The following is a 26,969-nucleotide window of genomic DNA, read 5'->3' on the forward strand; positions in this document are numbered from 1 at the left end:
TAGCTTAGATAGCGAGCGCCAAGGGTTTAAAGCCATGTTTGAGAGAGATTTCACCAATTTTTTCCATCTTGGCAACCGTAATTTCGTTGCGTCCCCACGAAAAATTCGTGTGGAGCTGCTCAAATTCTAGGAGCATGGATTCGGCAAAACAGGCAAATAACTGACGATTGGGAATATTCATGTTGACGATATGCATGATTTTCCAATCGATATCTAGAGAATGCTCGACGATACCACCATTGAGAATATGAACATCAGGATGCTGAATTTTTGTCCCTAAGTTCTTCGGATAGCCGCCATCAATCATAAGGCAAGGATGCTTTAAATTTTCGGCATCAATCTCAATGCCCTTAGGCATACTGGCAACCCACACAACAATATCTGCTTGGGGTAAAGCCTCTTCAATCGACATGATTTTGCCTCGCCCCAGCTCAGACTGTAAGGTTTCCAGGCGGCCTTGATGACGGGCAACTAAGAGTAATTCAGCTGTGTCTGTGCGGGCATCTAGCCAGCGACATACAGCACTACCAATATCGCCTGTGGCACCACAAACAGCGACGGTGGCTTTGTTGAGGTCAATTCCTAGCTTTTGAGCGCCTTGCTCCACTTGACGGCAAATAATGTAGGCCGTGTGAGTATTTCCAGTCGTAAAACGCTGTAAGTCTAGTTGAATATTCCGTATACGGGTAATTCGCTGTAAATTAAAATTCTCAAAAATAATGGAAGAAAAGCCACCTAAAGCAGTGATATTAATCCCGTTTTTCTGAGCATGAGCCATGGCATTAACGATTTTACGAGTCGCCGCTTTGATCCGCTGAGAAGCTAGCATTTCTGGTAGAAAGCAAGACTCGACATATTTACCGTAAATAGTTTGCCCCGTAATACTTGTAACCGTAATGTCATCAACGATTTGAGGCGGGGCCATACACCAAAAATCTAAGCCTTGATCAGCGTACTCTGGATATCCTAGTTCTCGAGCGACGGATTGAGCATGCTGCAAGCTGGTTAGATGACCAATTAGACCAAACATAAATTTTAGAAAGGAGTAAGCATGGCTGTTTCAAACAGGCTTACTGCGAATGTGTAAATAAAAGACTGTTGCAATAGTACACAACAATGTTACTTAATATTACAGCAAACCGTTATTTCGAACCAGAAAAAGTGGTGGACATGACGTGAAGAGCTTTAGAACTAGGATGAACTGCCACCTCTGAACCCAAAAAGAGCCAGACTTAAAGCCTGACTCTTTTTGGGTTTTGCCCCTGAAATAGCACAGCATGCCATGGGGCAGTAGTGGGATGTTTATGCAGCTACAAGACCGTAGGCAGACATGCGCATAATCTCTCCTGTAGAGAACCCGATATTGCTGAGAGCTTCACCATATTGGATCATGAAGTCTTCAACCAGGGCTTCCTTTTCCATTCCTAAAACAGCTGCATCCTTGTCCACTTCGTTTAACATTCTCCAAACAATGGGGAGGTTTTTACGATTGGCTTCTTGGATTTCTGCTTTCACGTCATCGAAGTGGGCTTTAAGCCACTCTTCACCATAATTGAGGTGTTGATACTCATCTTTAACCACAGACTCTGTAATCTTGCGCGCAAAGTCATCGGCAACAGGGATATAGATGTTGTAGGCTGCGATCGCAAAACACTCAATGATCAAGGACTGAATCACTAAGCAAGTTGGCACTTTATCCTCAGATGCAGCATCTTGGAAATTCTTGTGTAAGTCGGAAAAGAAACGCCGGGCAAAGTCTAGATCGCAGGTTACTTTTAAGTTGCGGCCACAGGCTTCAAACCCTTTCTTATGACGGGCTTCCATCTTGGACAGGCGGATAAAGTCGTCTTGGTGCTCAGGCAGCATTTCGCCAAGACGAATATAGTTTTCATGCGCTTCTTGCTCACCTTCGATCACAATGCCGTCAATACGACTGTAAGCATCTTTGTAGGTGTCACTATAGAAGTCAATTTCTGAAATAGCCTGAGTTTGGGGCATATCTAACTAATCTCCTGATACATTCCTGTTTATACTGCGTCAACAACGTGACCTTAAAGTCAAATTTCTAAAAAATAGAGTTCTAATCTTTTTCAGTCTACTTCAAGGAGCAAAAGACTAGGCTGTCATCCTGATTATACTAATCCTAAGTAAATTTGCTCAGAATTTAATCAGCAATAGTAGATAAATCATTGCCAGCCTACCCTTTATCGATTATGGGTGAACCGTCAGGATACTGGATAGTCTGAATATGACAATATTATTCCCCAAGCTATTTCTTATGCCTGTAAATCATCAATATCCTTGAGATTTTCTAAATAACGCTCAATTAAAAGAATGGCCACAATATCATCGATAGGATGATTAATCTTGCGTAAACTCTGGGGAATGAATCGGTAAATCCCTTGAGGTGGGTAAATTTGCCAATATCTGGATCGGGCTTCTAGCGTGCTATTACGTTCATCAACCTGAACGATGTCTAGAGTCAGAGCATACTTGTCATTTAAAACTTGCAACCATTCTCTCGATGTAGTCTGATTCCCCATTACTAATAAGGAGATTGGATAGATTTCGCGCAAAGCATTAATAGAATCAATTACTCGGGAAGCTACCACAACTTGATGCCAGTGAATCGTCTGGTCTACCCCCATGACAGCTAACCCACATTTTTGTCGCCCTGGATCAAATCCAAGAATCATGGATGAGTCTACGATGATGTTTTCTTGAGAAATGGGAGGCATGCCGTCTATCATTCCGTTTTGTTTTGGCGATTGTTATGTTGTCCAACTTTAGTGGCAATCGCGATTACAAATGTAAATGAATCGAGCGCCTCGAAAAATCTGTCATAGACTCCAAAGATTCAGAGCTCCTTAGGTTAAGATGGACAGTGGACTTTGATGTCTATCCAAAGAACATAGATTAGGAGAGGTGGCAGAGTTGGTCGATTGCGTCTGACTTGAAATCAGATGAGCCCGTAAGGGTTCCGGAGGTTCGAATCCTCTCCTCTCCGTTTTACTAAAAACACTGACCATCCTGAAGCTGAAATAAAGAAAGCCACATCAGCGCAACTACTCATAGAAAATCGGCATTAGATTTTGGTCTAATGCCGATAACTAATAATTGGATCTAAAAAATACTCAACCAGATCTAAGCTGCTGAGCCCCTGAGACTAGCTGCTCTTCACCGAGGAATTGATGCCACAAGCGCCCCAGTTTCCTGGCCTCATCAGATTTCTCTGTAGCCACTTCATACATGCGGCGTGGACGTCCTCGGCCTTCTACTTTTTGCCAATAGCCTCTGATTACACCCTCATCTTCTAAGAATTTGAGTGCGCTGTACAATACCGTATCTGACAAACGATATAGCGGATGGTTATTCTCTACAAGCTGGATCAATGCTGTTCCATAAGAATCACCATGGTCAATCAGCACAGATAACACGTAGCAAACCGCTACTTCTTTGCTGAGATAGATAGGTGGTGGTTCTTGAAAATATCGATAAATATCTTGGAATTTCATGTGCTGTCTACTTCGTAAATAAGGTGAATAATGATGCGGAAACTAATGACGATGGTTAACCGTCATGCTCCATGAGCAGGTCTAGAGAAGTTGCCCGGAAGACGCCATTAGAACTTCGTCTGCCCTTGTGAATTTGCCTTACAGACGACAAACACTAAGAGCACGAAAGTTACTGCTCCCCAAAAATGACAGACCTAAGAGTGTTGCGAATTTGTGAGTCTCGCACCAGCTTCGGGAGCCAAAATGAGAGCAAGCTAAAGCCGTGCTTCAGAACTTTGCGGCTCTAAAACGCTCAATACTGGTGATATTTGTTTTGAAAAATAAAGATTTGAAGATAATCCCCCCGGTTTACCTAATGAACTCGATATTTAGATCAATTGTTCAGTGCATCAGCACAACATAGCTGTATCTATAACATTGGTATTTTAACTAGTGACCTAACGATAGACAGCATTTACAGAGCTAGGCTGAGTTACTATTACATTCGAGCTAACACTAGAGATTATAATTCCCAATTTTGTTTCTTAAAATTGAATTTATCTGAATTTTATAGTTCAGATTGTAAAAAATGATAGCGTTTATTCCTCTAATTCATCTCTCTGTCCTTGTTTGATGAATACTTGTGGGGGATGAGGAGACTTGAAAAAGATAAGTTAAGATTGATGTACTTCAATATTCAGTCTACAAGTTTATGCTTGAGTTTCCTGGAAGAAAGTCAACAGTATTGTAGAGAATATTCTATTGATGCTCGGCAAGTGTTGCGGGAACTGTTCAAATTCTGAACCTTCTGGGAAAACTGTTGAGTGATGACACTTGTTGATAGCATACCGTTGAGAAGAACGCACAACATTAGGACAATCACTACCTTGTTCTGGAGTCCATTTGATCGGTGTTTGGGAGAACAATCATAAGATGATTGACGACAACGCCGATCCAAATCTTGGTCAAGTGCTGATCAACCGATATCGGTTAGCAGAGCTGATTGGTCAAGGCTCGATGGGAAAAGTTTATCGGGCGGAAGATCAGCTCCTAGGCGGTGTCACAGTTGCCGTTAAATTTCTCGCTCAAACATTACTGAGCGAAAAAATGAAAATGCGGTTTGCCCATGAAGCTCGAACTGGAGCGCAACTTGGGCAGCGAAGTCTCCATATCGTCAGGGTTTTAGATTATGGTGTGCACCGTAATGAAGCGCCTTTCTATGTCATGGAGTATATGGAGGGGAAAAATTTAAGTGATGTAATTGCCGCTCAACCCTTAGGCATTAACCAATTTTTGCGGTTAATGCGGCATATGTGTTTGGGATTAGAATGTGCCCACCAAGGCATAAAAATTGATGGCAAACACTGTCAAGTCATCCACCGCGATATTAAGCCTAGCAACGCTTTTGTGATTTCTGATCCGAGCTTAGGGACTTTGGCTAAAGTTTTAGATTTTGGCATTGCTCAGTTTTTATCAGACACTTCTGAATCCAATCAAACAGGCTCGTTCATGGGAACGTTAGCTTATTGTTCTCCTGAACAGATTGCTGGCAAGGATCTAGATAACCGTTCTGATATATATAGTCTCGGCATCACGATGTTTGAGGTGCTAACAGGACATATCCCCATTCAGGCCGAAACCAATTCGATTGGCAGTTGGTATCATGCCCATCGCTCTCAAGTTCCTAAAACCTTTAACCAAGTCGCCCCAGGATTACAAATCCCTACCTCTCTTAACGACTTGATTATGTCTTGTATGGCGAAGTCTCCGGACGCTCGCCCCCAGACCATGGCTGATATCCTGTCGGTCATCCAAACCTTGATAGAGCAAGGTTTAGATGGAGGCAAAGCCGAAATTGATGAACCCGTCATTGTCGAAAAAGAATCCTATCAAAGCACTGTATCGGATCGACGCCGTACCCTTGGAACGGCCCGCGTTCCCTCTATTCCAAATCCTCAACAACGGTTTTGGTCCATTGAGGATGCAGGTTGGAATGTCGCTTGGCCTAAAAACAAGCCTATTGCAGATATTGTATTTCCACAGTTACTGAAAACTGAAAAGGAAGAAGCGGTGGCCTTATGGGTAATGTTGCCGCGCTCTGAAGTCAGCCAGCGGCTGCTGAATACCCGCTATAACCAGTTTTTATGCACGATTCATCCTCATCCCATGGTGCTGTGGATTACGACGATTTATGATCCGATGTCAGGACCCAAGTGGTTGCCTTGCTATCTAGATTTAAAGGATGCTCGCGGTGAAAAAGCGGTGCAATTGCTCAGCCAGACTGGCTATTACCCACTCATTTTCTTCTCCCGAGAGGATCCTGAACAACCCGCTAACGTTTGTACCGTCCCGATTGCTCCTTATCAGAAGCAAATCTTTCAAGATTGGATGCGCATTAGTCGAGGGGCTGTTGTACCGGGTTCAGCCATGACCAGTAAGCAAATGCTGAAGGCCGAGTTGGAAAAAATTAAACCCAATATTTTAATTAAGCTTGAAAATGCCCAAGGGCAGAAATTTCAAACCTAAGTCGAGATCACTACCATCCTACGCAGGTGACACTAGCAAAATTGGGTGCCAGCTTCTGCGTACCCTCTCTCCAGCAAAACTGGGACTCGACAACGTCCCAAGATGTGGGAGAAGCGACGATGGCACTGATATCGCCATCTAAAGCAATGGTTTGAATTTTGCGTTCGCATTTCCCTAACACACATCTATATTCAACTGTAAACTCAGATCTTCGAGCCGTTGTTGTAGTACCTGTAAGGAGTCTATGCAATCCTTGGCTTTCGGGAGTGGTAACGAGAAGTCGATAGATCACATCCCAGAGCACTGAAGCATTGACTCTACTATGGTGCCTTTCAGCCATTTCTTCTGGGTCCCTTGAAGGTATAGATGAGTTCCTATGAGTCTACTTAGGTTGTGCCAGGTTCGGCAAACGGCCACTCAAACCAGCCATAAAGCGGAGCGCCAGGATCCGCAGGGGAGCAATCCATTGCAATATACGCAAGCCCAAGCGCCGTCCTTGAACCACTAAGAACCACCGATTGGAAAAGACTCGATTGAGAATGTCGGTAAAACCGAGGGCTAGCCAATTTTGGCGGCGACGCCAGCGCTGATATTGCCGGAGTACCTGAACACTCCCGATATCTTGACCGGCTTGATGGGCGACATGCAGGACTTGGGCTAAGGCTGCTGCATCTCGAATGCCTAAGTTCAATCCTTGCCCCCCGACCGGATGGCAAGTATGGGCTGCATCCCCCACCAGAGCAAGACGGTGCCCCGTATACTGGGTGGAATGCATCCATTTCGCTGGAAATAGGAAGCGGCGCCCCACTAGAGAAAGTTTGCCCATTTGTGATCCGTATCTTTGTTGAAGTAAGTCTAGAAACTGATCTTCTTCTAAATCCAATAACGCTTGGGCTTGGGCATGGGGAGCCGTCCACACAATTCGACATTGGCGATTTGCAATCGGCAAAATAGCAAAAGGACCACTGGGCCAAAATCGCTCATAGGCAATATGGTTATGAAACTTCTCAGGGGCAATGGTAGCCACAAGACAGGATTGCCAATAATCCCAGCCTTGAGTGGTAATACCGGCCTGTTGACGAACTTGAGAGCGGGCCCCATCTGCCGCCACCAACATTCTGACGTTTAAAGTTTGAGGAAGAGACTCGACATTCTCGACATTAGGGCGATGGGCTGCTTCTGCACCAAAAGAGCTGGGTGCCAATTGAATCTCTACACCATGAGAATGGTAACGGGTGGCTGTTACTTGAGCAGGACAGACCCAGTCCACATGATCACAAGTTTCCAGAAACTGCAGTAGCTCTTTGAGTAACACTCGATGTTCGGCAACATAGCCTAAAACAGGCGTCCCCAAATCTCTCGGTTTAAATTTGACGACACTGGGACAATTCCCATCCGAGAGATGCACTTGAGAAAAATATTCGACTTGAGGAGCAATAGCCTCCCAAACGCCAATTCCCTGATAAATTCGGCTAGAACTGAGGTGAATCGCATAGGCTTGGCCCTTAGCGACGGCTACTGAGCGGGGTTGCGCTTCAATCACGGCCACCCGCAGGTTTGTGTCTTTGAGGGCTGCAGCGAGAGTTGCGCCAACGATTCCACCCCCAACAATGGCTACGTCATAGTCAAAGCTGGTGGGAGATGGGGCATTAACTCCCGCAACAGCAGTATGTTTCGTGGTGTGTTGAACTGAAGCCATGGAATGAGAAGGATCGTAATACTTCTTTCATTGTTGCCTGTTTTTTGAACGGTAGGCAACTGGAGACTTCTATGATTAAGCGTTAACAGAGCAACAACGGTCAGGTGAGATGTCCTTAGAGATTTTTTCTACTCAGAATAATTGCGGTCTATAAACACAAACCAATAATGGTAGGCTTTAAACCAAAAGAAGCCTATATTCTGTCCCCAAGTTTTTGACCCCAAGGATCTTATGACACAAGCTAGCGGTGCCCAACAAGCCACGGAAAAAAGCCTGGAGGCAATGCGGAAGTTTTCTGAGACCTATGCTCAGCGGACTGGAACGTATTTTTGCTCGGATCTTGGAACAACAGCTGTTGTCATTGAAGGTCTCGCGAAGCATAAAGATGACTTAGGTTCTCCCTTGTGCCCTTGCCGTTATTACGAGGATAAAGAAGCGGAAGTGGCAGCTGCTTATTGGAATTGCCCTTGTGTGCCCATGCGAGAGCGCAAAGAATGCCACTGCATGCTGTTCCTAACCCCTGATAATCCTTTTGCTGGGGACCAACAAACTATCACTGTTGACCAAATCCGAACTGAGACAGACAAGTTCTAATGGATGAACTACCTCCCGCTTTTTGGCAAGGGGTTGAGGAGTTCAATCAAGGCCAATATTATGCCTGTCACGATACCCTTGAGGCGTTGTGGATGGAAGCAACTGATCCACCGAAAAGTCTTTACCAAGGTTTTTTACAAGTTTCGGTTGCTTGCTATCATCTAGGCAACAAAAACTGGCAAGGTGCTGTCATTCTTTTAGGTGAAGGTATCGGTCGCTTGCAGTCCTATGAACCAGAATTTGCAGGATTGGATATTGAAACATTTGTTGATGTCAGTGCAAACCTACTAGAATGCTTGCAGAAACATGGACCGGCGCAAGTGGCAATATTCAGTCAACTCGTCTTACCGGCTCATCAGCAGTCTGAGTCTGCGTCCCAAGATGTTAGCCTTATGAATCGCTTAACTTTATTACCCAAAATCACCACGGTAGAATAAAGCCTAATACAGAACACTAGAGTGGCTGAATGACTGAAAGAAAGAACCATCGAGCTTTAAACAGGTAACCGATGAGCAATTTGCAAATGCGAGCGCCCATTTTTAGACTCAGAGTCAATCTAGTATGCATCATCCTCTTAGGGCTAGGGGCGATTTTTTTTAATCCGATTCAAGCCCAGGATCAGCGGCGATCGTTGACCCTAAGAGCAGATGTCCAAAAAGCCAATGCTAAAACCGGTATTGTAACGGCAGCCGGTAATGTTCAAATCCTTTATCCTCAACATAAGTTGAAAGCGACGGCTGCTAAGGCTCAGTACTTTAGCCGAGAACGCCGCATCCTCATGGAAGGAGATGTGCTAATCGAGCATGAGGGCAATAATATTCAAGCAGATAAGATTACCTATGTGATTGATGAAGGCCGATTTGAGGCTGAGACTGAATCATCTGAGGCGGTGGAGACGAACGTAAACCTATCTCAGTAGCCTGATTATCTGAGGACTTTTCTGACAATCTACGAGGAGTCCCCTTGCGTATTCGCCTACAAGACATTAGCAAATCTTATCGCCGCCGTAGCGTCTTGCAGAATGTCTCTCTGTCTACAGGTCAAGGCGAGATTGTAGGGCTACTGGGGCCCAATGGCGCAGGCAAAACCACCTCCTTTTATATTGCGGTGGGCTTAGAACGGCCAACCCATGGAACCGTGTGGTTGGGCAGTCAAGAGATCACAACATTACCGTTGCATCAGCGAGCCCGGTTAGGCATTGGCTATCTTGCCCAAGAGCCAAGTATTTTTCGTCATCTGAGTATACGAGACAATTTATTGATGGTAATGGAACAGTCGGGGGTGCCCCGCCCACAATGGTCCTCTCGGTTAGCCCGTTTACTAGCAGAATTTCAGCTGGAGCATGTGGCGAATACGCTGGGGATGCAAGTGTCTGGAGGGGAGCGTCGCCGGACAGAATTAGCACGGGTGTTAGCCATGGGCAAAGAGGGGCCAAGATTTCTCCTCTTGGATGAACCCTTTGCGGGCATTGATCCCATCGCTGTCTCAGGGATGCAAACCATGATTGGTCGATTATGCGATCGCAACTTAGGTATCTTAATCACAGATCATAATGTCCGCGAAACCCTGGCGATCACCCATCGGGCCTATATCTTAAGGGAAGGGAGTATCCTGGCTGCAGGCACTCCTGCAGAGCTTTATGATGATCCCTATGTTCGTCAGTATTACTTGGGAAATCAATTTCAACGTTGATAGTTACCCTAGACCCAAACCCTATGTCTAGAGTGAGCAGGATTGTAGGACGGCCAAGATTGGCTTTGGTCGATCGCTATCTGTTTCGACAATTGCTGCCACCTTTTTTATGGGGCATGGTGGCTTTCTCATCTATTGGTGTTTCAGCGGCGGTCTTGTTTGATCTGTTACGGCAGGTGTCAGAAGCACGGTTACCGATTGCGATCGCACTATCAATTCTAACCTTACAACTGCCTTACTTTGTCAGTCTTGCCATTCCCATGTCGGTATTATTGGCTTGTTTGCTAACCTTATCGCGGTTGCAGAGTGATGGTGAATTGCTGGCTCTCCAATCCGCAGGGCTGCACTTAAACCGCTTGATTGGATCTTGTCTAGTTTTTTCACTATTAGCCTGCCTATTAATGTTCGGACTGACCGAAAGCCTCGTTCCTGTGAGTCAAGCTCACTCACACCATCTACTACTCCAAACCTTACAAGCAGGTCAATTTTCACTCCAAGGCCAACACATCGTCTATCAAGATATTGGTCCCAATCAAGAGCTGCGCCGCCTTTTTTATGCTCAAACTGGCCAGGGGCAAACCTTATCTGGCATCACCGTCATCGATTGGACTCTGCCCAACAATCAGCAGGTCTTAGTCGCTCAATCAGCCACCTGGAATGCAGAGCGCAATATCTGGACATTTAAGGATGGCTCTATCTATGCCGTAGGGACTGATGGAGCTGAAAAACATATTATTGAGTTTTCCAAACAGGAACTTCAGCTGCCGCCCCAATTGTCTCTCACTGATCCTGACATCAACCCCAATGGGGTGACCCTAGCCCAGTCACAGCAGCTACTCACAAAACTCCGACAAACAGGTCGTCCAACTCAAATCAGGGCTTTAGCAATCCAAATTCACCGCAAAATTGCACTCCCATTTACAGTGATCGTCTTTGGGCTAGTCGGGAGTACTTTAGGCATCAGTCAGCGTCGATTAGCTGTTAGCAATGGCTTTGGTATTAGCCTGATATTGGTATTGGGGCAATATATCCTAATTTTCATCGCCGATGCCTGGGGTCAATTAGGCATTATTTCACCGTGGTTTGGAGCTTGGGCCCCCAATCTTGTGACTGGCTTCATTGGGGTAAGTTTACTACTGCGACCAGGAAACGCTCTGCGAAGACTACAGAAAGGTTTATCGTACTCAAATTTATAATTCTCAGGGAATAAAAAAATCTCTATAATGTCCGAGTATTTCCATGGGCGTCCATAGGTCAAACTTGCAGGAAGCTCAGTCGTCTTTATGAAGCAATTCATGTCGTTTTGGGCTGAACGAGGATTTTGCCAGACCTGTGGCATACACCTGCTTTATCGTTTGAAGGAGAAACAGCAATACTTTATCCCTGTAGGCTGGTTTGCTAACAGCAAAGAATTTCTGTTTGGTCGTCAAGTTTTTATTGATGAGACACCTGAATTCTACAGCTTAGCCAATAAAATTCATGGCATGACAGGAGCACAGCTCCTTGCTCAGCTTGCAGGTTCAGAAGTATAAGTTCTCCTCAATACTTCACTTGAGTTCGAGACAAGTTTGCAATTTCTTTATTGAGTAGAAGGCATGGCTATCTTAGCTATACACCACACAATTCGCCAACTCCATTTAAACAATATTTCGATACAATATATTGATAATTTTTCCTTACAGAGTAGATTTAACATGTCATTCATTTGCAATATCAAAACTTTATAAACAGGCCACATACTGCAGTAAAATCTAAAAAATATTTTTACAAGAAAAAGAAATTTTTTAAATAAAATACCTGCATAAACCAGAAATAAAGATGGATAAATTAAATAACCTGTCCTATTTTAACTCTAAAAAGAGTGCCCTATAAATTCCTGCAACCTTCATAGCAGAACTTGCAACTAAAATACTTTCTGTTATAAGCTTATACTCCTTTCTCTATAACACCTTAAGAATTTTTTCATAGCATATATAGTCAGCATTAAATTGCAAACCTGCTGGTTTCTCTAGTCAAGACTGAATGATCTTCTGAGTCAAATCTAAAAGAGGAGAATCCAAACTCATGTCTCTATCAGAAGTCGTTGAATAAGACAATTAAATAGATTAGATATTTCAAGAATTGATTCTCTTTAAAATGATTTTTAATTACAATAAAATCATATATTACTCATATCCATTAGACAATAATTTAACTTTTTTGAACGAGATATCATATTGAGAAATATTCAATACTCAACAATATTATGATCTTCTTGAACAACTAGAAAAAGCTAACTACATCTAAATAAATAAAGTGCCCGTATTGAAATGTCATTTTAATTTTTCTCAATGGGAACCCTAGATCTGTGTAGATCTGACAACTCATATGCATCATTAGCACTAACGTTGCAAGACCATATTGATCCTGAATGTCTAATAGGCCAGGGAAAGTAACCTGACTTTCTGGTTTCGTTATGAAATTGAGAAAAACGGCACTCTAAAACTCAAGTGCAAGGGTCCAGCTCGTACTTGAAGTGATCAATATTGCCTGATTGCAAGTTAACGGTGATTCCTTGCTGCAGATCCTGATTTGCTGTTTTCCCCATTACCAAGAACTCCAAGACGACATGAATGACGATAGACCTCAGTCTTATACTTCTCCACGTAAACTTGGCCCTCTCGCCATTGCCGCCATTTTGGCTAGTAGTCTTCTTCAGCCTCTTTTCCCTGCCTTAGCTTTAGGAACTGCTGCAGGGGAGCAGATTACCAATACAGCAACAGGCACCTACAAGGAGGATCCTGCTTCCTCAACAACCATTGATGCAACGTCAAATACAATTACAGTTACTGTTGCTGAAGTAGCAGGCTTATCGGCAGTGCCATCCGGATTTGCTGATTTAGATGGTGGCTCTGTTGATGCTGGGGATACTTTAACCTTTACCTTTGATGTCACCAATATTGGTAATGCCCCTACTAATTTATTTATCCCTGGTACGAACAACCTAAATGCTGAGAATTTTGTTCCCAGTACAGTGCAGATTGTGAATGCATCTGGGACAGTACTGGCAACTGTACCTGCAGGTGGTTCTAACTTGAGTGCCTTGTCGATACCCGGCTTAGCAGATCTAGATCCTGATCAGGTATTAAAGGTTCGTGTAACTGGGACCCCAGCTCCGAATATACCAGCTGGTGCTGATGTAGGCGTCACACTAGGGAACACAGGCCCCAATAACAATAGTGTAAGTACTCAAAACCAACCCGATAACTCAGATGGTGCTAGAGCAGATGACCTTCGTACCGTTGATGCTAATCCAAGCAATGGTGCCCCAGAAAATGGTGAACGGGAAGCCAGTGCGACAAATAGTATTCCTTTTGGAAGCTCACTTAGACCGATTGCATTGGCGACGATAGCTAAGACCGCGTCTAATCTCAACCCAGGACCTACGCCGACAGCTAACGATGATTTAATTACCTATGATTTAGCCCTAACCGTTGAGAATACCTCACCGAATGCCGCTTTTGTTCCTGCTAATTTAGAGGGAACACCGATTAATTTGAACGGTATATCGACTCCCAGAATTTTAGTCTCTGATGCGATTCCGGTAGGGACAAAGCTTTCGTCAATTGATAACATTCCAGCAAATTGGCAAGCTGTTTATACCACTACACCAACCAGTACACCAGCAACAGCTGCAGCTTGGGTCACAACGCCACCTCCTCTGACCTCAGTGACTCGGCTTGGTTTTATTTTTGTGGGTGGACCTGTTCTGGGTAGAGGGACAACCGTAACGCCATTTCGCTTCACTGTAGTTACATCTGGATTGCCCCCCCTAGGTGGACAGGTGAATAACCTAGCGCAGGTGTTTGGAGAAACAGTTGGCGATTCATCTAACCAAGTTATTTATGATGAATCAGGGGATTCTCATCCCAATAATTTCAACGATAATCAAACGCCTCCTAGCCCAACTGGCAGTAACTACAACCCTACAACTGATACTGGAGTCGCTAATCCAGTAACGCAGGGCACTGACGCAGGCAATGGAAATACTGGGACAGGCCCGAATGGTGAAGTCAATGTGATCCGCTTAGGAGAAGTGGCAGCTAGCGACGATATTCTCAACGGTCCTGATGGGGTGCCTGGGGCAGGGGGGCCATCAGATGACGATGATGATTTTACAAACCAATCCACTGATATTCCTCCCAATTTAGGTCCTACGGACACGTTCGATCCAGCTCCATCTACCTTTAACAATTCCGTTCAAAATCCGGCTAGTACCGGGTTTATTGCTGATGTTACGATTCAGCCGATTTCGCCCACTCAGGCGGAGGGAGCTGATGACAGTACATTGACGGGGCAATATGGTACAGATGCCGATATTCCTAATGGTACGGTCGTAACCATTGCCTACGATCCAGATGGCAATCCAGGAAATGGCGATGAGCGAACCGCGACCTATCAATGGGATAGTACCACCAATACCTTTGAGCTACTTGCTAGTACGACTGGAGGCGTTGCTGATGGTACACCCAGGCATGTCAATGCGGGTGATTTACCTGCAGGGCGAACGATTAACTACTCCGTGACGGTGGATCTACCTGATGGTGTGGGGGTTAATGACGAGATTCCTATTCCAATCGTGGCGTTTCCGGATGACGATCCGATCAATAATCCAGGTTTCACAGGGGAAACCACCAATAACGTGACGATTGACCGCCTGTATACTGGCTTTCTACAAGTCATTAAAGAAGTCCAAGTCTTGGATGCCAATGGGGAGGTTATTCAAGCCTGGACTTCTGACCAAAGTATTTTGGATGGTGTTAATATCCAGCTAGATTATCAGCTTGAGTACCGAATTACTTACGAGAATATCTCGACTCCGGTGGTGGGGAATGGCAATATCGGTCTGACGATTCCTGACTTAACCTTGGTGGAAGATGGGACGGCCACTGTAGGTGGTACAACGAATAACTGGGCGAGTTTCTCGAACCATCAGCAAAATACGAGTGCGGATCAAGGGGTGGTGAGATACTTCACGAATAGTGATGATCCCAATCCTTTGACCACGTCGGATCCGGTCGATGATACCAAAGTCCAGAAATACGAAAATGAGGTCGGACAAGTCGATCCAGGCCAGCGAGGGCAATTCCTTTTCCGTCGTCGTATTAAGTAATGAGGGTTGGGTGGGAACCCTGTCAACAGGTTATCTATTTAGCCGAAGGTCGAATCATTATCGATCCTCCCGCTGTTGAATTTCAAAGGTCTTCTCATGATGAAACGTCGCTTATCCATTGGTCTGGGTATTTTAGCGGTTGCTGCAGCGGTTCCTTTTGTCAGTGGCACTCCAGTCTTTGCTAATTTACAAAAGGCTGGCACTGAGCTGGTAAACAAAATATTGCAACCAGAAGTGAAGCTGGTGCTATCTGCAGAGAAAAAAGTCACTACCACTAATGCTAACGGTGAGCCAGAGATCTCCTGGGAAGTGGTGGAAGACAATGTCACGGTCCGTCCAGGTGATGTCTTACGCTACACCTTGGTGAGCGAGAATGCTGGAGATAAACCCGCTTCGGAGCTAAAAATTAACCAACCTATTCCGAACCAAACGGCTTATGTTTTGGATTCTGCTCGGGCCAACGGTGCCACCCTTACTTACAGTATTGATGGGGGGCAGACCTATTCTGCACAACCCATGCTGGAGGTCACCCAGCCGGATGGAACGGTCAAGATGGAACCTGCACCAGCTGATGCTTATACCCATGTGCAATGGGATTATAGCGAGTCTTTAAAGCCAATGGCTTCTGTGCAAGCAGTCTATGAGGTTGCAGTGCAGTAAGTAGACTTGAGGCAATTTCTCCGGTTGTTTGCAGAAACCTGAGGGTATTTACCATCCCCAAGTTCCGGCACCGCCTTTGAAGGGACCCACAATATCAGGAGTAATCCAACCGCCGTAAAAATCACCAGCTTGGGCCTGCACTACTTCTCCATCGAGGGTGCAAACGTCCATACGGCTGGGATAGAAGGCGACGTAATCTTTGAGATCCGCAAAACGAGGGGTGGGATTGGCGTAAAACCAGGCGACGTTCTCTTCGGTGCGATCGCACACCGTTACCGTGTAATATCCAGCTGAGCCTTTCCATTCACAAAAGGTGGATCGTCGCGTGAGCTGCAGATACTCCATTTGAATATCGGTAGGCGGAATATAGTAGACCGGCGGATGACTAGTTTCTAAGACTCGCTTGGCTTGGTGAGTATCCGCTAAGGTAACGCCATTGAAAATGATCTGAATATGTTTGGAGGAATCTTCCAACCGAGGAGGACGCGGATAATCCCATACCGATTCTTGACCCGGACCTGGCTCAATACGATTCAGGGGCATGTAAACTGGACTCCTCTTTAGACGGCAAGCAATACTCTCTTTTGAGAGTAACGTTGATTGGTCTTAGGGGGGGCATAAGCTGACAGACAGAATCAACCCACTAGGATTGGGCATCTGCAGTGGAGTTAACCAGCGGTTTAAGGGACAAGGTGGTCTGAGGAACAGCCTGTCGTTTCCGAATCAACTCTTGCCACAGGGAGACTAGGGTATGAACCGTATTGTCCCAACTATATTGGTCAAGACTAGATTGTGCCCGTTCGCCCATATGCTGCCTTAGATTAGAGTTGGTGACCAACTGTTGGAGTTTATCAGCAAAATCAGCAATGGATTGTGGGGTATACAAGAATCCATTCCAGCCATCCACAATGTTTTCCACCACGCCACCGGCCCTCGGTGCCAGGACAGGAATACCTGAAGCAAAGGCTTCTAAAACGGTGAGTCCTCTCGCTTCTTTTTCCGAAGTCGTAACATGAATATCGCTATTGGCTAAAAGGGCTGGAACTTGGTGAGGAGCAACCCGACCTAACATATGCACCTGGTGAGTCAGTTGCTGAAGAGCATCTTCAATTTCTGAGTGCATGGGGCCATCCCCTGCCACCAACAGGGCAACTCGATCAGGCTTAACGCGGCTAAAAAAGTCTTGTAAAGCCTTAAACGTAAACCCCCAGCCCTTATCGGGAGTCAGGCGACCGACAAATACGAGCTTGACCTGTCCATCGACTTGGGGCAGCCCATAGGTTTGGGCAAAGTAGTCGGAGCACTTGAGGGCTGGGCTGAAGTGGTCTGCATCAAACCCAACTAAGCTGGCATAGCACGTATTGGTAATGCCTAAGTCGATAATTTTCTGATGAGTGATGGGGCTGGTAACCAAGGTGGTGCCATAGGCGTTATAGACACGGCGAAGTAAGAGTGTAAAACAGGTTTTGAGGACAGACAGGGCTCTTGGGGGCCAGTTGAAATAGTCCTCGGCATACTCAATAAAATTGGTACGAAAAAAACCAACGCAGGGAATATTGGCTCGCTGAGCATATTGAATACCAGGGATTTGCCACAGCCCCACCGATAAGCGTTCCGGCTCATCCACATGGACAATATCAGGCTGGAAGGCTTCTAAGGCCGTCTGCAGATGACGACGGGCTCGCCAGGTAACATTGCGCTCAAAGTCCAGCCCCATAAACGCACTGCTGGTAAGAGGAATAACTTCTACATTAGGCAGAATGGGGCCAATATAGTCTTGCCAGTTCGGATACACGCTGGCTAATGCACTGTAATCAGGGCAAAACAGCTTCACCTGATGCCCCCAATCGCTCAGCTTCTGTAAGCGATGAAAACCACTAACCGTGACCCCGTCGACAACGGGCAGGAAACCAGACGCAATAATCGCAATTTTCATGCTGGTAAGGCTTTGAGCAATGAGGACTACTTAAAACAAATACCGAATCAAGATTAAGGTTAGCGATGGGTTGAGGTTAAGCTCTGCTTAGCTTGGTCTGTGTAATATTCACACAATCGCTGTCTCCACAAGATTTTCAAGAAAACAGAAATTTTTACGACCAAAATGGTTACCGCATCAGTCATGGCAATCCATAGTATTATCCGTGGATGGTATTGCTGAAAACGCTGTCCGCTGTTCGATGTGTGTGATTAAACCCCAAAGACCGTCCTTGGGACCTGCACTGACTGCTCCAATTCCTGGATCAGCAAACACATCCCTCAACATTATCTATATCTCTCATCTCCATCCACCCGCCCATGCCAACTTGGAAAATATTGGGGGAATGCAGACCGTCAGTTTGCAGTTGTTAGAGCATCTGCAAGGGCGAACGGATATCTCCGTATTTCCCTTGGTAGTGAAGTCGCCTTGGCAGGGGACAGAATTGAGAACCTTGGGCTTTTTGATTAAGCTATTGGGGACCTTGCCCCGCATTATTCAGGAGCAACAGGCAGATGTGGTCTTGTTCTCTTCGATGGTGACAGCAGCCCTGGCCCCCTTGATGAGATCCAGGGTAGCTGTACCGATGGTGACCATTAACCATGGCCAAGACGTAACTTTACCCGTTCGTCTTTATCAGCAATGGGTGCCTAAGGTTTTTCATTATTTGCAAGGGGTGATTTCGGTGTCTGCAGCCACTCAGGCAGCCAGCCTGGAGCGAGGATTACATCCCACCAAAAGCTTTGTGTTGCCAAATGCCCTGAATATCCAACCTCGTGCTTACCACCAACCGGGATCTCGGGACGTGCTGGAATCCGTTTTTCAGATCCCCTTAGAGGGCAAAAAGTTACTGCTCAGTGTGGGGCGGCAAGTCAAACGCAAGGGACATGCCTGGTTTTTGCAGCATGTATTGCCCAAAATTCAGCAGCCAATCGTGTATTTAATGATTGGTCAAGGGCCAGAAACTCAGCGATTAAAACACCTTCGAGCCCAGTCTCCCTACCCTGAACAGATCATCATCGCGGGGCAAACGTCGGCGGAGATATTGCAGCATGCCTATGATGCAGCCGATTTGTTCGTCATGCCCAATATCCCAGTTGCAGGAGATATGGAAGGGTTTGGGGTCGTTATATTAGAGGCTAATGAAGCCAGAACCCCCGTCGTTGCCTCTGATTTAGAAGGGCTACAAGATGTGGTGCAAAACGGTTGCAATGGATTTAAGGTAGCGCCCCTCAATGCCCACCAGTTTGCCCAGACCATTGATGACGTTCTAGACAGTAAGCTGCCCAGTCTCTCGAACAGTGCTTATGCCTGGGTGACTGAAAACTATACTTGGTCAAGGGTTTGCGAACAATATATTGAGGTTTTGCAGCAGGTAACCCAAACCGTGCCTCCCGTGCTCTATCGCTAATGACGTGCTGTGCAACTTAGATTTTGAATAATCACTTCGCTTGCAATGCTTTCTATTCAAGGGCTACAGGTTAATTAGAGTATTTAGAAAGTCCTTGTGTTTCTAAGATTTACAATCTCTAATGAGAATATTCGCATTAGCATTTGGAAGAAATATGAGCTTCATACTAATTTCAAGGTCTGAAACGACGTAAACTCGTTGAAATTAAAGTTGTACACCGCGTTATTAACTAAAATATTATTAGTTTTTTCGATCTACTGATTCTATAATTATCGAAAATTTGAGACTCAGACATGAAGAACTCAAAGTTTGTGGCAATAGTGGTCTGTGCGTATACCGCCTGCAACTTGATTCTGGGCTTTACATCCCCAGTAACGGCAGCCTCCCTAACCTATAACTTCAGGCAAGATGGTTTTGATGAAGGTGCTTACGCTGAAGGTTTTTTCATCGCCGATGACCTGAATGGCGATGGTCAAATTGCGTATTTCAGAGGACTTCAAAACTCCAGTGAAGTTTCAGACTTCAGAGTCACTTTTTCTGGGAATCGGTTAACACCACCGACAACTTATGGATTTGGAGACTTATTTGGTCTTGTCTATGACTTAGATGGTGGTCCTTTGGGCGATGGCGTTACCGGGGCTATTGAAGGGATTAGTACTTCAGTTCCAAATAGAAACGCTATTGACCAGGGTTACTCTGCTGGTCCTGGCCCGTTAAACACATATTTTTTCGGCCCAAGACAACAATTCTGTGTTGATTCTCCATTCTCCCTGTGCGGAATATTTGACGGTTCTACCTCAAATGAGATCGTTGCTGTTCCTGAGCCTAGTACTTTCTTGGGAAGCATCGTGACCATCGGTCTTGGTATCCTCGCCAAGAGAAAACGGTCGCATCTTGTCCGTCAAAAACAATCCAAATGCACTTTGTAAGCCCATAATGCCGGGTTTCCTGGTCCTGGTCTTCTGCAAAGATTACCTCAGCGGTGGGTAACCCTGGCCGTAAAACTTGGTGGCGAAGTTTGAGGATACGATCTGCGGTCGTTGGAGTGAATGTGATCATGGGTTGTTGTTGCGATTGGCAACAGCAGATAGTTCAGGCTGTACAACCGTTACAAATCAATGATGTTCTACTGAGTCGCCATATTGCTGTGCGGCCTTTGGAACCGCTACGCCTTCTCCTCAAACGGGGCTAACTTAAAGGCGCACTGCCATTCCACTCACAACAATCCCACCACTAGCGGGAATATCCACCACCAGCCGACTAGGCCGCCCCATCGCCTCTCCTTGGCGAATCACAATCTGATGAGGGACAGAAGTTAACTGGGCATCCCGTAAGTACCCTCCTAAAGCTGCGGCTGCAGCTCCCGTTGCCGGATCTTCCACCACACCACCCACTGGGAAGGGATTACGAGAGTGAAAAACGCTAGGACTTTCTCGCCAGATTAGCTGTAACGTTAACAGGCTATCCTGCTGCATTAAGGCTTTGAGTTGGTCAAAATCATAATCCAAATGAGCCAGCCGCTCTGCTTGGGCAACAGCCAACACCAAATGCCACGCCCCTGCATAGGCTCGAGCAGGCGGAATAGACAAATCCAACTCGTCCAACTGCCAACCCAAGGCAGATAAAATATCCGCTACTAATGCATCCGAGGCTAAGGCATGGGTGGGTTCTACGGACGTTAAAGCAGCTTGCCATTGCCCCTCTTGGACACTAACAGCCACAGGAACTTCCCCTACAGTCGTTGCTAATTTATACGTTCCCTCACCACTCAATTCACCTAGGACCACTCCAGTGGCCACTGTGGCATGGCCACAAAAGGGCACTTCTACTTCCGGGCTGTAATAACGAACCGTCCGCTCAAACCCAGTCTGTGGTGCTACAAATGCTGTTTCAGAGAAGCCCACGTCCGCCGCGATGCGCTGCATGGTTTCTGGGGATGGTAGGGTATCGCCAATCCACACTCCCGCAGGGTTCCCCCCCTTTGGATCAGTGGTAAAAGCAGAAAGTAGGTGTAGTGAGGAGTCAGTCATAGGGTTGGATCTTAGGGCAATAGCAGATAATCGCTTATGCAAAGACAAAAAAGCAAGCCAATCGTATGGCGCTAAGCTATCTGCACAAGCATTTTGACAAATCGGTCGGGGGGCCAAGTTTTGCGTTCTGAGACTTGACCATCTCCTAACTCTACAATCCGCTCTTGGCCGGTTAACGTTTGAGCAATATCAACGGAGTAGAAGGGAGCATCAATTCGTTGAGCTACAGTTTCAACGATGGCTGGCACACCTGCAGTTGGGGAATAAGCAGTGCCATGGACCACAAAATATCTCTGCTCTGATTGGGGCTGAAATTGCTCAACTCTGCGAACAGCAACACCTCCTTCCAACTCTCCCCGATACTGTTCGATTAGGTGGATAATGTTGACGGCTTGTTCTGGGGTGTAAGCAATGGACCCTTGGGCATCGGTGTTGGATTTCACAAAGTCTTTGATAAAGTATGCGTCCCAGTTCAAATTCGAGATTTGCTCCAGATAGTTGGAGCCTTTTTCCAGAAACCGTGTTTCTGGGGTGAGATCAGCACAGGCTGAATACCACTGATTGAGATGGTGGCACAGGGCATAGTCTGTGGCTGAGGTCATGGGGATTCCCCCTCTCTTGCGGATGAAGTCGGTAAATTCCTGATAAGCGGTGAGATTAAACATCCAGCCGCGATACAAAACCGTTTCACCAGACTCAATACGGGGTTGCGGCTTAAAGTTGCCAAAACTCAAATCATCATATGCAAACAGAGAAATAGGGATTCCCAATTTTTGAACTGCCACACCTTCATCTATAAACGGCTGATCGGGTTCTTTGGGTTCAAGGGGATTGCAAGGATAGAGAATTCTCATAGCAACATGCGAGAACAGGTTTCTAGTGGTGGTGCTTCAAAGGGTTATAGAAGCGAGAGATCCCATCACATTAAATACCTTTTGGTATAAGACTGGATTGCGGGGAATAATCAGCTTATCAGACGTATTAACAGCTGCTTTGGCAACGGCTATTTCTTCGGTTCAACTGATGACACTTTGGTGATGGAAAACGATAGATTTATTGATTTACCAAGTATTCGGCAATATTTTCCCCTATCAATCGCTTTACCTGAGCGACTAGTGGAGTTATTAACGGTTCTCAACCAAAAATATCGATATAACTCTTGTGGGCCATTCTTTTTAGGTGAATTTTTTGATGACTACTACATCAAAAATGGTAGCGATTTAGCTGAGTATTTCGGTTTTTTCATACTCGACAGCGGAGATATGAGCATTGGATATTGGTTTTATGAGGGCTGTTCTCCTGAAAATGCGCCTATCGTAGCCGTTATTGATTATAGAGGCACGGTTCTTGCCACCTCTCTGGAAGAATTGTTAGAAAGAATGATTCAGAACACTTTTTGGGATGTTTATGATCGGTCTTCCTTTGAGACCCGTCCCGATAATGGCTGGATTGATGAAGCTGATATATGGCTACGTGAGAGCTTACATATTACCCCCAGAACTTGTGAAGAACTAAGTTTTGATCCAGGTAAACATCACCCTGATTTAAATGATTGGTTAGACAAAAAACACTGGCAGCAATACGAAAAGGCTGATCCCCTAGAGAAAAAGATTAATCAGCAGATTGCCAATATTATGTCACCGTACTTCCCACAAAAATCTGCATATAAGCAGTTTGCAATACAAATAGCAGGATCTTGTTTTGAGGAATATTGCAATGCGATTAGGAGTGAGCATATGACGTTGCTAGAGCCACTCATTCACCAATTCCGAGAGCTGCGTAGTCGAACTCACCCAGAAAATAAACGATGTTTTGAGATACACCTTGGTCTTTCAAGTGATGGCGAAGCGTCTTTGACTGGATATTTTGATCATGTTCCAACTTTTAGGAAGTGTAAACCTACCCTGCAAAACTACATCGATGATTTGCGATTAGCCGTGAATCCTAATCCACGGCTTTCTAGAGAATTCAACCTTGAATTATTGAGGCTTTCTTTAGTAGAAGACTGCCATGCAACGTTCATTCAGACCTATCCACACCTGGTTCAGTTTGATCCAGATGATGACCTATCTTGGAGTCAATATGGAGATTTGCTAGTCCAGTTCAAGCATTATAAGGCTGCCATCTCAGCCTATAACAACGTTTTAGCAGATGATTTCAATAGACAAGATATTGTGGAAAAAAGAGATCAGGCACAACACGCGATCCAACATCAGTAGCCCATCGCTGAGCTTATAAATTGTGTGCAGACAGTCCGAGGAGTTGGGCAATGAGAGGTAAAACTTTTTCAGCGCGATCGCAGTCCAATACCTCCGATTCCCAGCCCTGTAATCCAGTCTCCACAACGCCTTGTATGACTCGTTCACCCATCTGTCGCCGCTCTGCCGCTGGAAAAGTTGAGAAGGTTCGTCGCAACAACGGTAACAGCGTCACAAAAGTATCCGGTGCCAATTCGCAAACCCACTGATCGAGCACCTGCCAAATCTCCTGATCGTGGAGCAACAAAAGGCCACTGCCCTTGAGGAAACCTTCTATCCAGGCAGCAGCTTGGGTCGGTTCCGTCGCTAGGGATAACGCCAAACCCAACTGTTGGGCCGCCCTTGATGGTTCAAACTGTCCCCCGTCCAACAATAACCGACAGGAACGACCGCCCAGCAATCCATGCAAAGTTTCTCGATTCACCAGTTGTTTTAGCACCAGCCACCACATCTGTTGATGGTCCTGATTTTGGAGCAAATTAATCGCACTATGAGTCGCCATAATTTGTTTATCCATCATGGCCGCCGCGTCATCATCCAGGGACGCACAAGCCCCTGGCAAGCCAATACAGATGCGAGTGACTAGGCCATCCACCACATGGGCCACAACATCTGTGTCCGTTTGACGCACATCTCGATACCGCAAGATTTGGGCCAAGGGCGGTAAGGCCGACATCAGATGCACCACATCACTGGCAACCGCAGCTTCCGTCTGCAACCGGGCCATGAGTTGGGTAATCGCGTCTGGGAGATCGGCCAAGAGAACCTGATCCAATAGCTCGGTTAGGGTCGGCAGATTTGCAGCATTATCAGCTAGATAACAGGTATAAGCGGTCGTGGCAGCCTCAATCGTGTTGCCCCACTGCCCAGCTTCAATCAAGGCAATTTCAAACTCAGGCTGCCACTCCAATATCCAGGCTTCTTTAAAAGTCCCTTTACCGCGATTAAAGGTAGGGCGCCCCCAAGGAATCCCTAATAAATTGAGCCGATGCAAGAGTTGCGATCGCAACAAATCATTCGGCTTGCGCAAATCCAGAGACAGCTCTTTGGGCGTAACCGAAGGTTTAAGGCGCAGCTTCTTCTGCCAACGCTGCAAATCCACCTGTAAAGGCACCATCGGCGTATCGTCTGGGACTTGCCCCATGCGATCGCTAATAATCAATCGTTCATGAATCAACTGCAACGGTAGTTCCTCCCCAAAGCAGAGGACCGTCTGGGCCGCTTCATTCAGCTCCGGCAAGCCCGGTGTGGGACAGTCCCTTAGCGCGGCGAGAGAATTGGCCAGCCGCACGGCTTCAATCACGCTAGCTGACGACGCATCAATCTCAGCCTGACGTAGCAATTGGGCCACATGGGTCAACCAGCGGACGGTGGGTTGATCCGATGCCGTCCATAGGTGGTGATACCACCCTGGTGAGGTAATCCCAGCGCCATAGCCACTGCGATTCGCTAGCCGCTCATAAGTCCAAGGAATCCAAGTTGAGGTCACCTTCAGTTTAGGTAAGCCTTTGAGTAAAGCCGAATCCTGCTTAGCAGGTGGAAAGGGTTCAGCCAAAGCAGGCGTATGCCAAGCCCCACAAATAATCGCAATTTTTTCATGTCCTGCTCTTTTAGCTTTGCGGATGGTTTGCCGCATATAGGCTTCTCGTAAAGCTTCTCGATAATCCCGGTTGTTATTGAGATCCAGAGGATGGTCCTTTTCCAGCTCTAATCGCAGGGCTGACATCGCTTCTACAATAGCGGGAAATAGATCAGTGGTTTCAGACCGCTGCTCTACCATCCGCTCCCACCAGCGTTCACTATCATTAAAGCCAGCCGCTTGGGCTAACCAAAACAGTGGATCATGCCGAATTTCGGGTAGAGAAGATTCAGGAACCACATTCCCGGCATCACCATCCGCCTCGGGCGGTTCAAACTGTTGATCGAGCTGTTGCCGCAAGGCCAGTTGATGGGTCTGGGGTAAGTCCATCCACTGCACCGGAATCTGCTGTTGCAGGCCATAGTCTAACGCCTGCCATTCTGGCGAAAAAACAGCAAAGGGGTAATAGACAGCTTGCTGAGGTTGCTCCGGTGCATAGATCAAAATGGCAACAGGGGGACTCATGTCCGGACTCACGATCTGCTCAATCACGCCAGCCGCATCCGGCGGCCCTTCTACCAAAATCAAATCAGGCTCTAGACTGTCTAAACTCTGGCGCAAACTCCGAGCTGAGCCAGGTCCATGATGTCGAATTCCAAACAGGTGCAGTGTAGACATTTAATGGCTTAATTGAGCATCTATGCAGGGCTAGCAACATCCAATGTGATTACAGAGCCCCTTCGATGGGCTGAGAGAAATCATATACTGAGCATCATGTCACCAAAATCTATTGTGCGGTCTGAGGTTGGGTTATGGATGATTCATGGCAACCTCCAAACCCCTAAAGTATGGCACCCCATCACAACGCAACTTCATCAAGCGATCGACCCAAAGTTCAATCTCTCCATTTTCTTGGAAGATCTATGGGACAGTCCAGGAGACTCTTTAGAGGAATGGGCAGCCCTTTTCTGTCAACGGGTTCAACCCCATTCATTTAAGTCTCGTTTTTTACTGGGTTATTCCTTGGGCGGTCGGTTAGCGTTTCATGCCCTGCTACATCAACCTGAGTTATGGCAGGGAGCCATCATTATTAGTGCTGACTCGGGGTTGGAATCAGAGTGCGATCGCAACCGCTGTCTCCAAAGAGATAAAGCTTGGAGCAACAAATTCCTGCATGATAAGTGGGCAAACTTAATCAAGGAGTGGAATTCACTCCCCGTATTTTGTAGACGCCAGCCTACCTATCCAGTCCTAGAAAAAGATTTTTCTCGCATTAAACTTTCACAGGTATTTCAGATCTTCTCCAAGGGACACCAAAACAATCTCCTCCCAAATTTACAAACTCTCAACGTTCCAATTTTGTATATATCAGGGTCAGAAGACATGCATTATTGCCAAGTTGGCCAAAAGCTAGATCGTCATTGTTCATCCATCAATCATCGCACTATTTTGCACGCTGGACATCGCGTTCCCTGGGAGAATACAAATTCATTCTTACCAGTCTTAACTCATTTTTTAACCAGAGATTATAATACTCAAAAAGCAAACTGAGAAAGGATTACATAATTCCATCATCCAGATTTATTTACTGAAGCAAGCATCAAGTGAATAAAGTTTATAGTCAACAGAGCCAAGCAATATTTTATGTTATCCTCTGAATCATTAGCCCTAAGTGGGCATAAATAATAGAGATAGTTTTTACTACTAAAATCAAGACTAGTATCATTAAGAGTTAAATATATATTGAATCTAACCTTTCTTTAGTTCAAGCATCAAATATTACTGATATTAAAATGCTCTTTTCAGTTGAAGCCTGCCTAGGAGAGCCGTAATCAATAATTAGATAAATGATCAATCTAGCGCCAAGCGTCTATTTATCATGGCTGAATGAAGTAAACG

Annotated in this window: 25 protein-coding genes and 1 tRNA gene; 15 read left to right on the forward strand and 11 right to left on the reverse strand. The window is 45.9% G+C overall.

The window, feature by feature from the left end:
- Positions 1 to 4: 4 nt before the first annotated feature.
- The 3 genes from ON05_RS10825 to ON05_RS10835 form a co-directional block, all read right to left on the reverse strand.
- On the reverse strand, positions 5 to 1,030 hold the full coding sequence (locus tag ON05_RS10825; protein ID WP_010474944.1) for a long-chain acyl-[acyl-carrier-protein] reductase: 1,026 nt from the start codon (positions 1,028 to 1,030) through the stop codon (positions 5 to 7).
- Between the two features lie 272 nt (positions 1,031 to 1,302).
- Positions 1,303 to 1,998 (reverse strand): aldehyde oxygenase (deformylating), encoded by a 696-nt coding sequence (locus ON05_RS10830; RefSeq protein WP_010474945.1) that lies wholly within the window; start codon positions 1,996 to 1,998, stop codon positions 1,303 to 1,305.
- Positions 1,999 to 2,276: 278 nt separating this feature from the next.
- Positions 2,277 to 2,738 carry a Holliday junction resolvase RuvX gene (locus tag ON05_RS10835; protein WP_010474946.1) on the reverse strand — a complete coding sequence of 154 codons (462 nt, stop codon included), beginning with the start codon at positions 2,736 to 2,738 and terminating at the stop codon, positions 2,277 to 2,279.
- A gap of 181 nt (positions 2,739 to 2,919) precedes the next feature.
- Between ON05_RS10835 and ON05_RS10840 the strand changes: the two genes are divergently transcribed.
- Positions 2,920 to 3,007: transfer RNA gene (locus tag ON05_RS10840), tRNA-Ser, on the forward strand.
- A gap of 127 nt (positions 3,008 to 3,134) precedes the next feature.
- Here ON05_RS10840 and ON05_RS10845 read toward each other — a convergent pair.
- Entirely contained in the window at positions 3,135 to 3,515 is a 381-nt protein-coding gene (locus ON05_RS10845; protein WP_010474947.1) for a PadR family transcriptional regulator, read from the reverse strand.
- Positions 3,516 to 4,427: 912 nt separating this feature from the next.
- Here ON05_RS10845 and ON05_RS10850 point away from each other — a divergent pair.
- Positions 4,428 to 6,020, forward strand: a complete 1,593-nt coding sequence (locus ON05_RS10850) for a serine/threonine-protein kinase (RefSeq protein WP_010474948.1) — start codon at positions 4,428 to 4,430, stop codon at positions 6,018 to 6,020.
- 10 nt (positions 6,021 to 6,030) lie between these two features.
- On the opposite strand, the gene ON05_RS10855 is transcribed toward ON05_RS10850, so the two are convergent.
- Together ON05_RS10855 and ON05_RS10860 are read right to left on the reverse strand one after the other, a co-directional pair.
- Positions 6,031 to 6,360 (reverse strand): hypothetical protein, encoded by a 330-nt coding sequence (locus ON05_RS10855; RefSeq protein WP_010474949.1) that lies wholly within the window; start codon positions 6,358 to 6,360, stop codon positions 6,031 to 6,033.
- 42 nt (positions 6,361 to 6,402) lie between these two features.
- On the reverse strand, positions 6,403 to 7,719 hold the full coding sequence (locus ON05_RS10860) for an FAD-dependent hydroxylase (RefSeq protein ID WP_010474950.1): 1,317 nt from the start codon (positions 7,717 to 7,719) through the stop codon (positions 6,403 to 6,405).
- Between the two features lie 231 nt (positions 7,720 to 7,950).
- On the opposite strand from ON05_RS10860, the gene ON05_RS10865 reads away from it, so the two are divergent.
- The 8 genes from ON05_RS10865 to ON05_RS10900 all read left to right on the forward strand — a co-directional run bounded on the left by ON05_RS10865 (position 7,951) and on the right by ON05_RS10900 (position 15,817).
- Complete coding sequence (locus tag ON05_RS10865; RefSeq protein WP_010474952.1) at positions 7,951 to 8,313, forward strand: ferredoxin thioredoxin reductase catalytic beta subunit; 363 nt, start codon at positions 7,951 to 7,953, stop codon at positions 8,311 to 8,313.
- The gene (locus tag ON05_RS10870) at positions 8,313 to 8,750 is read left to right on the forward strand and encodes a DUF309 domain-containing protein (RefSeq protein ID WP_010474955.1); all 438 of its coding nucleotides are present in this window, start codon (positions 8,313 to 8,315) and stop codon (positions 8,748 to 8,750) included. The genes ON05_RS10865 and ON05_RS10870 overlap by 1 nt, the downstream gene beginning before the upstream one ends.
- Positions 8,751 to 8,836: 86 nt before the next feature.
- Positions 8,837 to 9,232 carry an LptA/OstA family protein gene (locus ON05_RS10875; protein ID WP_236618994.1) on the forward strand — a complete coding sequence of 132 codons (396 nt, stop codon included), beginning with the start codon at positions 8,837 to 8,839 and terminating at the stop codon, positions 9,230 to 9,232.
- Between the two features lie 44 nt (positions 9,233 to 9,276).
- Entirely contained in the window at positions 9,277 to 10,005 is a 729-nt protein-coding gene (lptB, locus tag ON05_RS10880) for an LPS export ABC transporter ATP-binding protein (RefSeq protein ID WP_010474959.1), read from the forward strand.
- Positions 10,006 to 10,064: 59 nt separating this feature from the next.
- A complete protein-coding gene (locus tag ON05_RS10885) occupies positions 10,065 to 11,201 on the forward strand; it encodes an LptF/LptG family permease (RefSeq protein ID WP_010474961.1) in 1,137 nt (378 codons plus the stop codon).
- Positions 11,202 to 11,300: 99 nt separating this feature from the next.
- Positions 11,301 to 11,537, forward strand: coding sequence for a hypothetical protein (locus ON05_RS10890; protein ID WP_236618995.1), 237 nt, complete (start codon positions 11,301 to 11,303; stop codon positions 11,535 to 11,537).
- A gap of 1,022 nt (positions 11,538 to 12,559) precedes the next feature.
- Positions 12,560 to 15,157: a hypothetical protein gene (locus tag ON05_RS10895; protein WP_236618996.1), complete on the forward strand. Its 2,598-nt coding sequence runs from the start codon at positions 12,560 to 12,562 to the stop codon at positions 15,155 to 15,157.
- A gap of 99 nt (positions 15,158 to 15,256) precedes the next feature.
- Positions 15,257 to 15,817: a DUF11 domain-containing protein gene (locus ON05_RS10900; RefSeq protein WP_010474967.1), complete on the forward strand. Its 561-nt coding sequence runs from the start codon at positions 15,257 to 15,259 to the stop codon at positions 15,815 to 15,817.
- 48 nt (positions 15,818 to 15,865) lie between these two features.
- Here the strand turns inward: ON05_RS10900 and ON05_RS10905 are convergent, their stop codons facing one another.
- Positions 15,866 to 16,360, reverse strand: coding sequence for a DUF427 domain-containing protein (locus ON05_RS10905; protein WP_010474969.1), 495 nt, complete (start codon positions 16,358 to 16,360; stop codon positions 15,866 to 15,868).
- Between the two features lie 100 nt (positions 16,361 to 16,460).
- Entirely contained in the window at positions 16,461 to 17,753 is a 1,293-nt protein-coding gene (locus tag ON05_RS10910; protein ID WP_010474971.1) for a glycosyltransferase, read from the reverse strand.
- 205 nt (positions 17,754 to 17,958) lie between these two features.
- Between ON05_RS10910 and ON05_RS10915 the strand changes: the two genes are divergently transcribed.
- The 3 genes from ON05_RS10915 (at position 17,959) to ON05_RS10925 (ending at position 20,395) form a co-directional block, all read left to right on the forward strand.
- Positions 17,959 to 19,203: a glycosyltransferase family 4 protein gene (locus tag ON05_RS10915; RefSeq protein WP_236618997.1), complete on the forward strand. Its 1,245-nt coding sequence runs from the start codon at positions 17,959 to 17,961 to the stop codon at positions 19,201 to 19,203.
- Between the two features lie 293 nt (positions 19,204 to 19,496).
- Entirely contained in the window at positions 19,497 to 20,132 is a 636-nt protein-coding gene (locus ON05_RS10920; protein ID WP_010474974.1) for a PEP-CTERM sorting domain-containing protein, read from the forward strand.
- Positions 20,133 to 20,260: 128 nt separating this feature from the next.
- Positions 20,261 to 20,395 carry a hypothetical protein gene (locus tag ON05_RS10925; protein ID WP_255345095.1) on the forward strand — a complete coding sequence of 45 codons (135 nt, stop codon included), beginning with the start codon at positions 20,261 to 20,263 and terminating at the stop codon, positions 20,393 to 20,395.
- Position 20,396: 1 nt separating this feature from the next.
- Here the strand turns inward: ON05_RS10925 and ON05_RS10930 are convergent, their stop codons facing one another.
- Positions 20,397 to 21,233 (reverse strand): PhzF family phenazine biosynthesis protein, encoded by an 837-nt coding sequence (locus tag ON05_RS10930; RefSeq protein ID WP_029315280.1) that lies wholly within the window; start codon positions 21,231 to 21,233, stop codon positions 20,397 to 20,399.
- Positions 21,234 to 21,304: 71 nt separating this feature from the next.
- On the reverse strand, positions 21,305 to 22,087 hold the full coding sequence (locus tag ON05_RS10935; protein WP_010474977.1) for an ATP-grasp domain-containing protein: 783 nt from the start codon (positions 22,085 to 22,087) through the stop codon (positions 21,305 to 21,307).
- 183 nt (positions 22,088 to 22,270) lie between these two features.
- Here ON05_RS10935 and ON05_RS10940 point away from each other — a divergent pair, with 183 nt between their 5' ends.
- Positions 22,271 to 23,452: a hypothetical protein gene (locus tag ON05_RS10940; protein WP_010474978.1), complete on the forward strand. Its 1,182-nt coding sequence runs from the start codon at positions 22,271 to 22,273 to the stop codon at positions 23,450 to 23,452.
- Positions 23,453 to 23,465: 13 nt separating this feature from the next.
- Here the strand turns inward: ON05_RS10940 and ON05_RS10945 are convergent, their stop codons facing one another.
- Positions 23,466 to 25,748 (reverse strand): DUF5682 family protein, encoded by a 2,283-nt coding sequence (locus tag ON05_RS10945; RefSeq protein WP_010474979.1) that lies wholly within the window; start codon positions 25,746 to 25,748, stop codon positions 23,466 to 23,468.
- A gap of 96 nt (positions 25,749 to 25,844) precedes the next feature.
- Here ON05_RS10945 and ON05_RS10950 point away from each other — a divergent pair, with 96 nt between their 5' ends.
- Positions 25,845 to 26,621 carry a serine aminopeptidase domain-containing protein gene (locus ON05_RS10950; protein ID WP_010474980.1) on the forward strand — a complete coding sequence of 259 codons (777 nt, stop codon included), beginning with the start codon at positions 25,845 to 25,847 and terminating at the stop codon, positions 26,619 to 26,621.
- The last annotated feature ends 348 nt before the right edge of the window (positions 26,622 to 26,969 follow it).

Source organism: Acaryochloris sp. CCMEE 5410, assembly GCF_000238775.2.
Lineage (GTDB): Bacteria > Cyanobacteriota > Cyanobacteriia > Thermosynechococcales > Thermosynechococcaceae > Acaryochloris.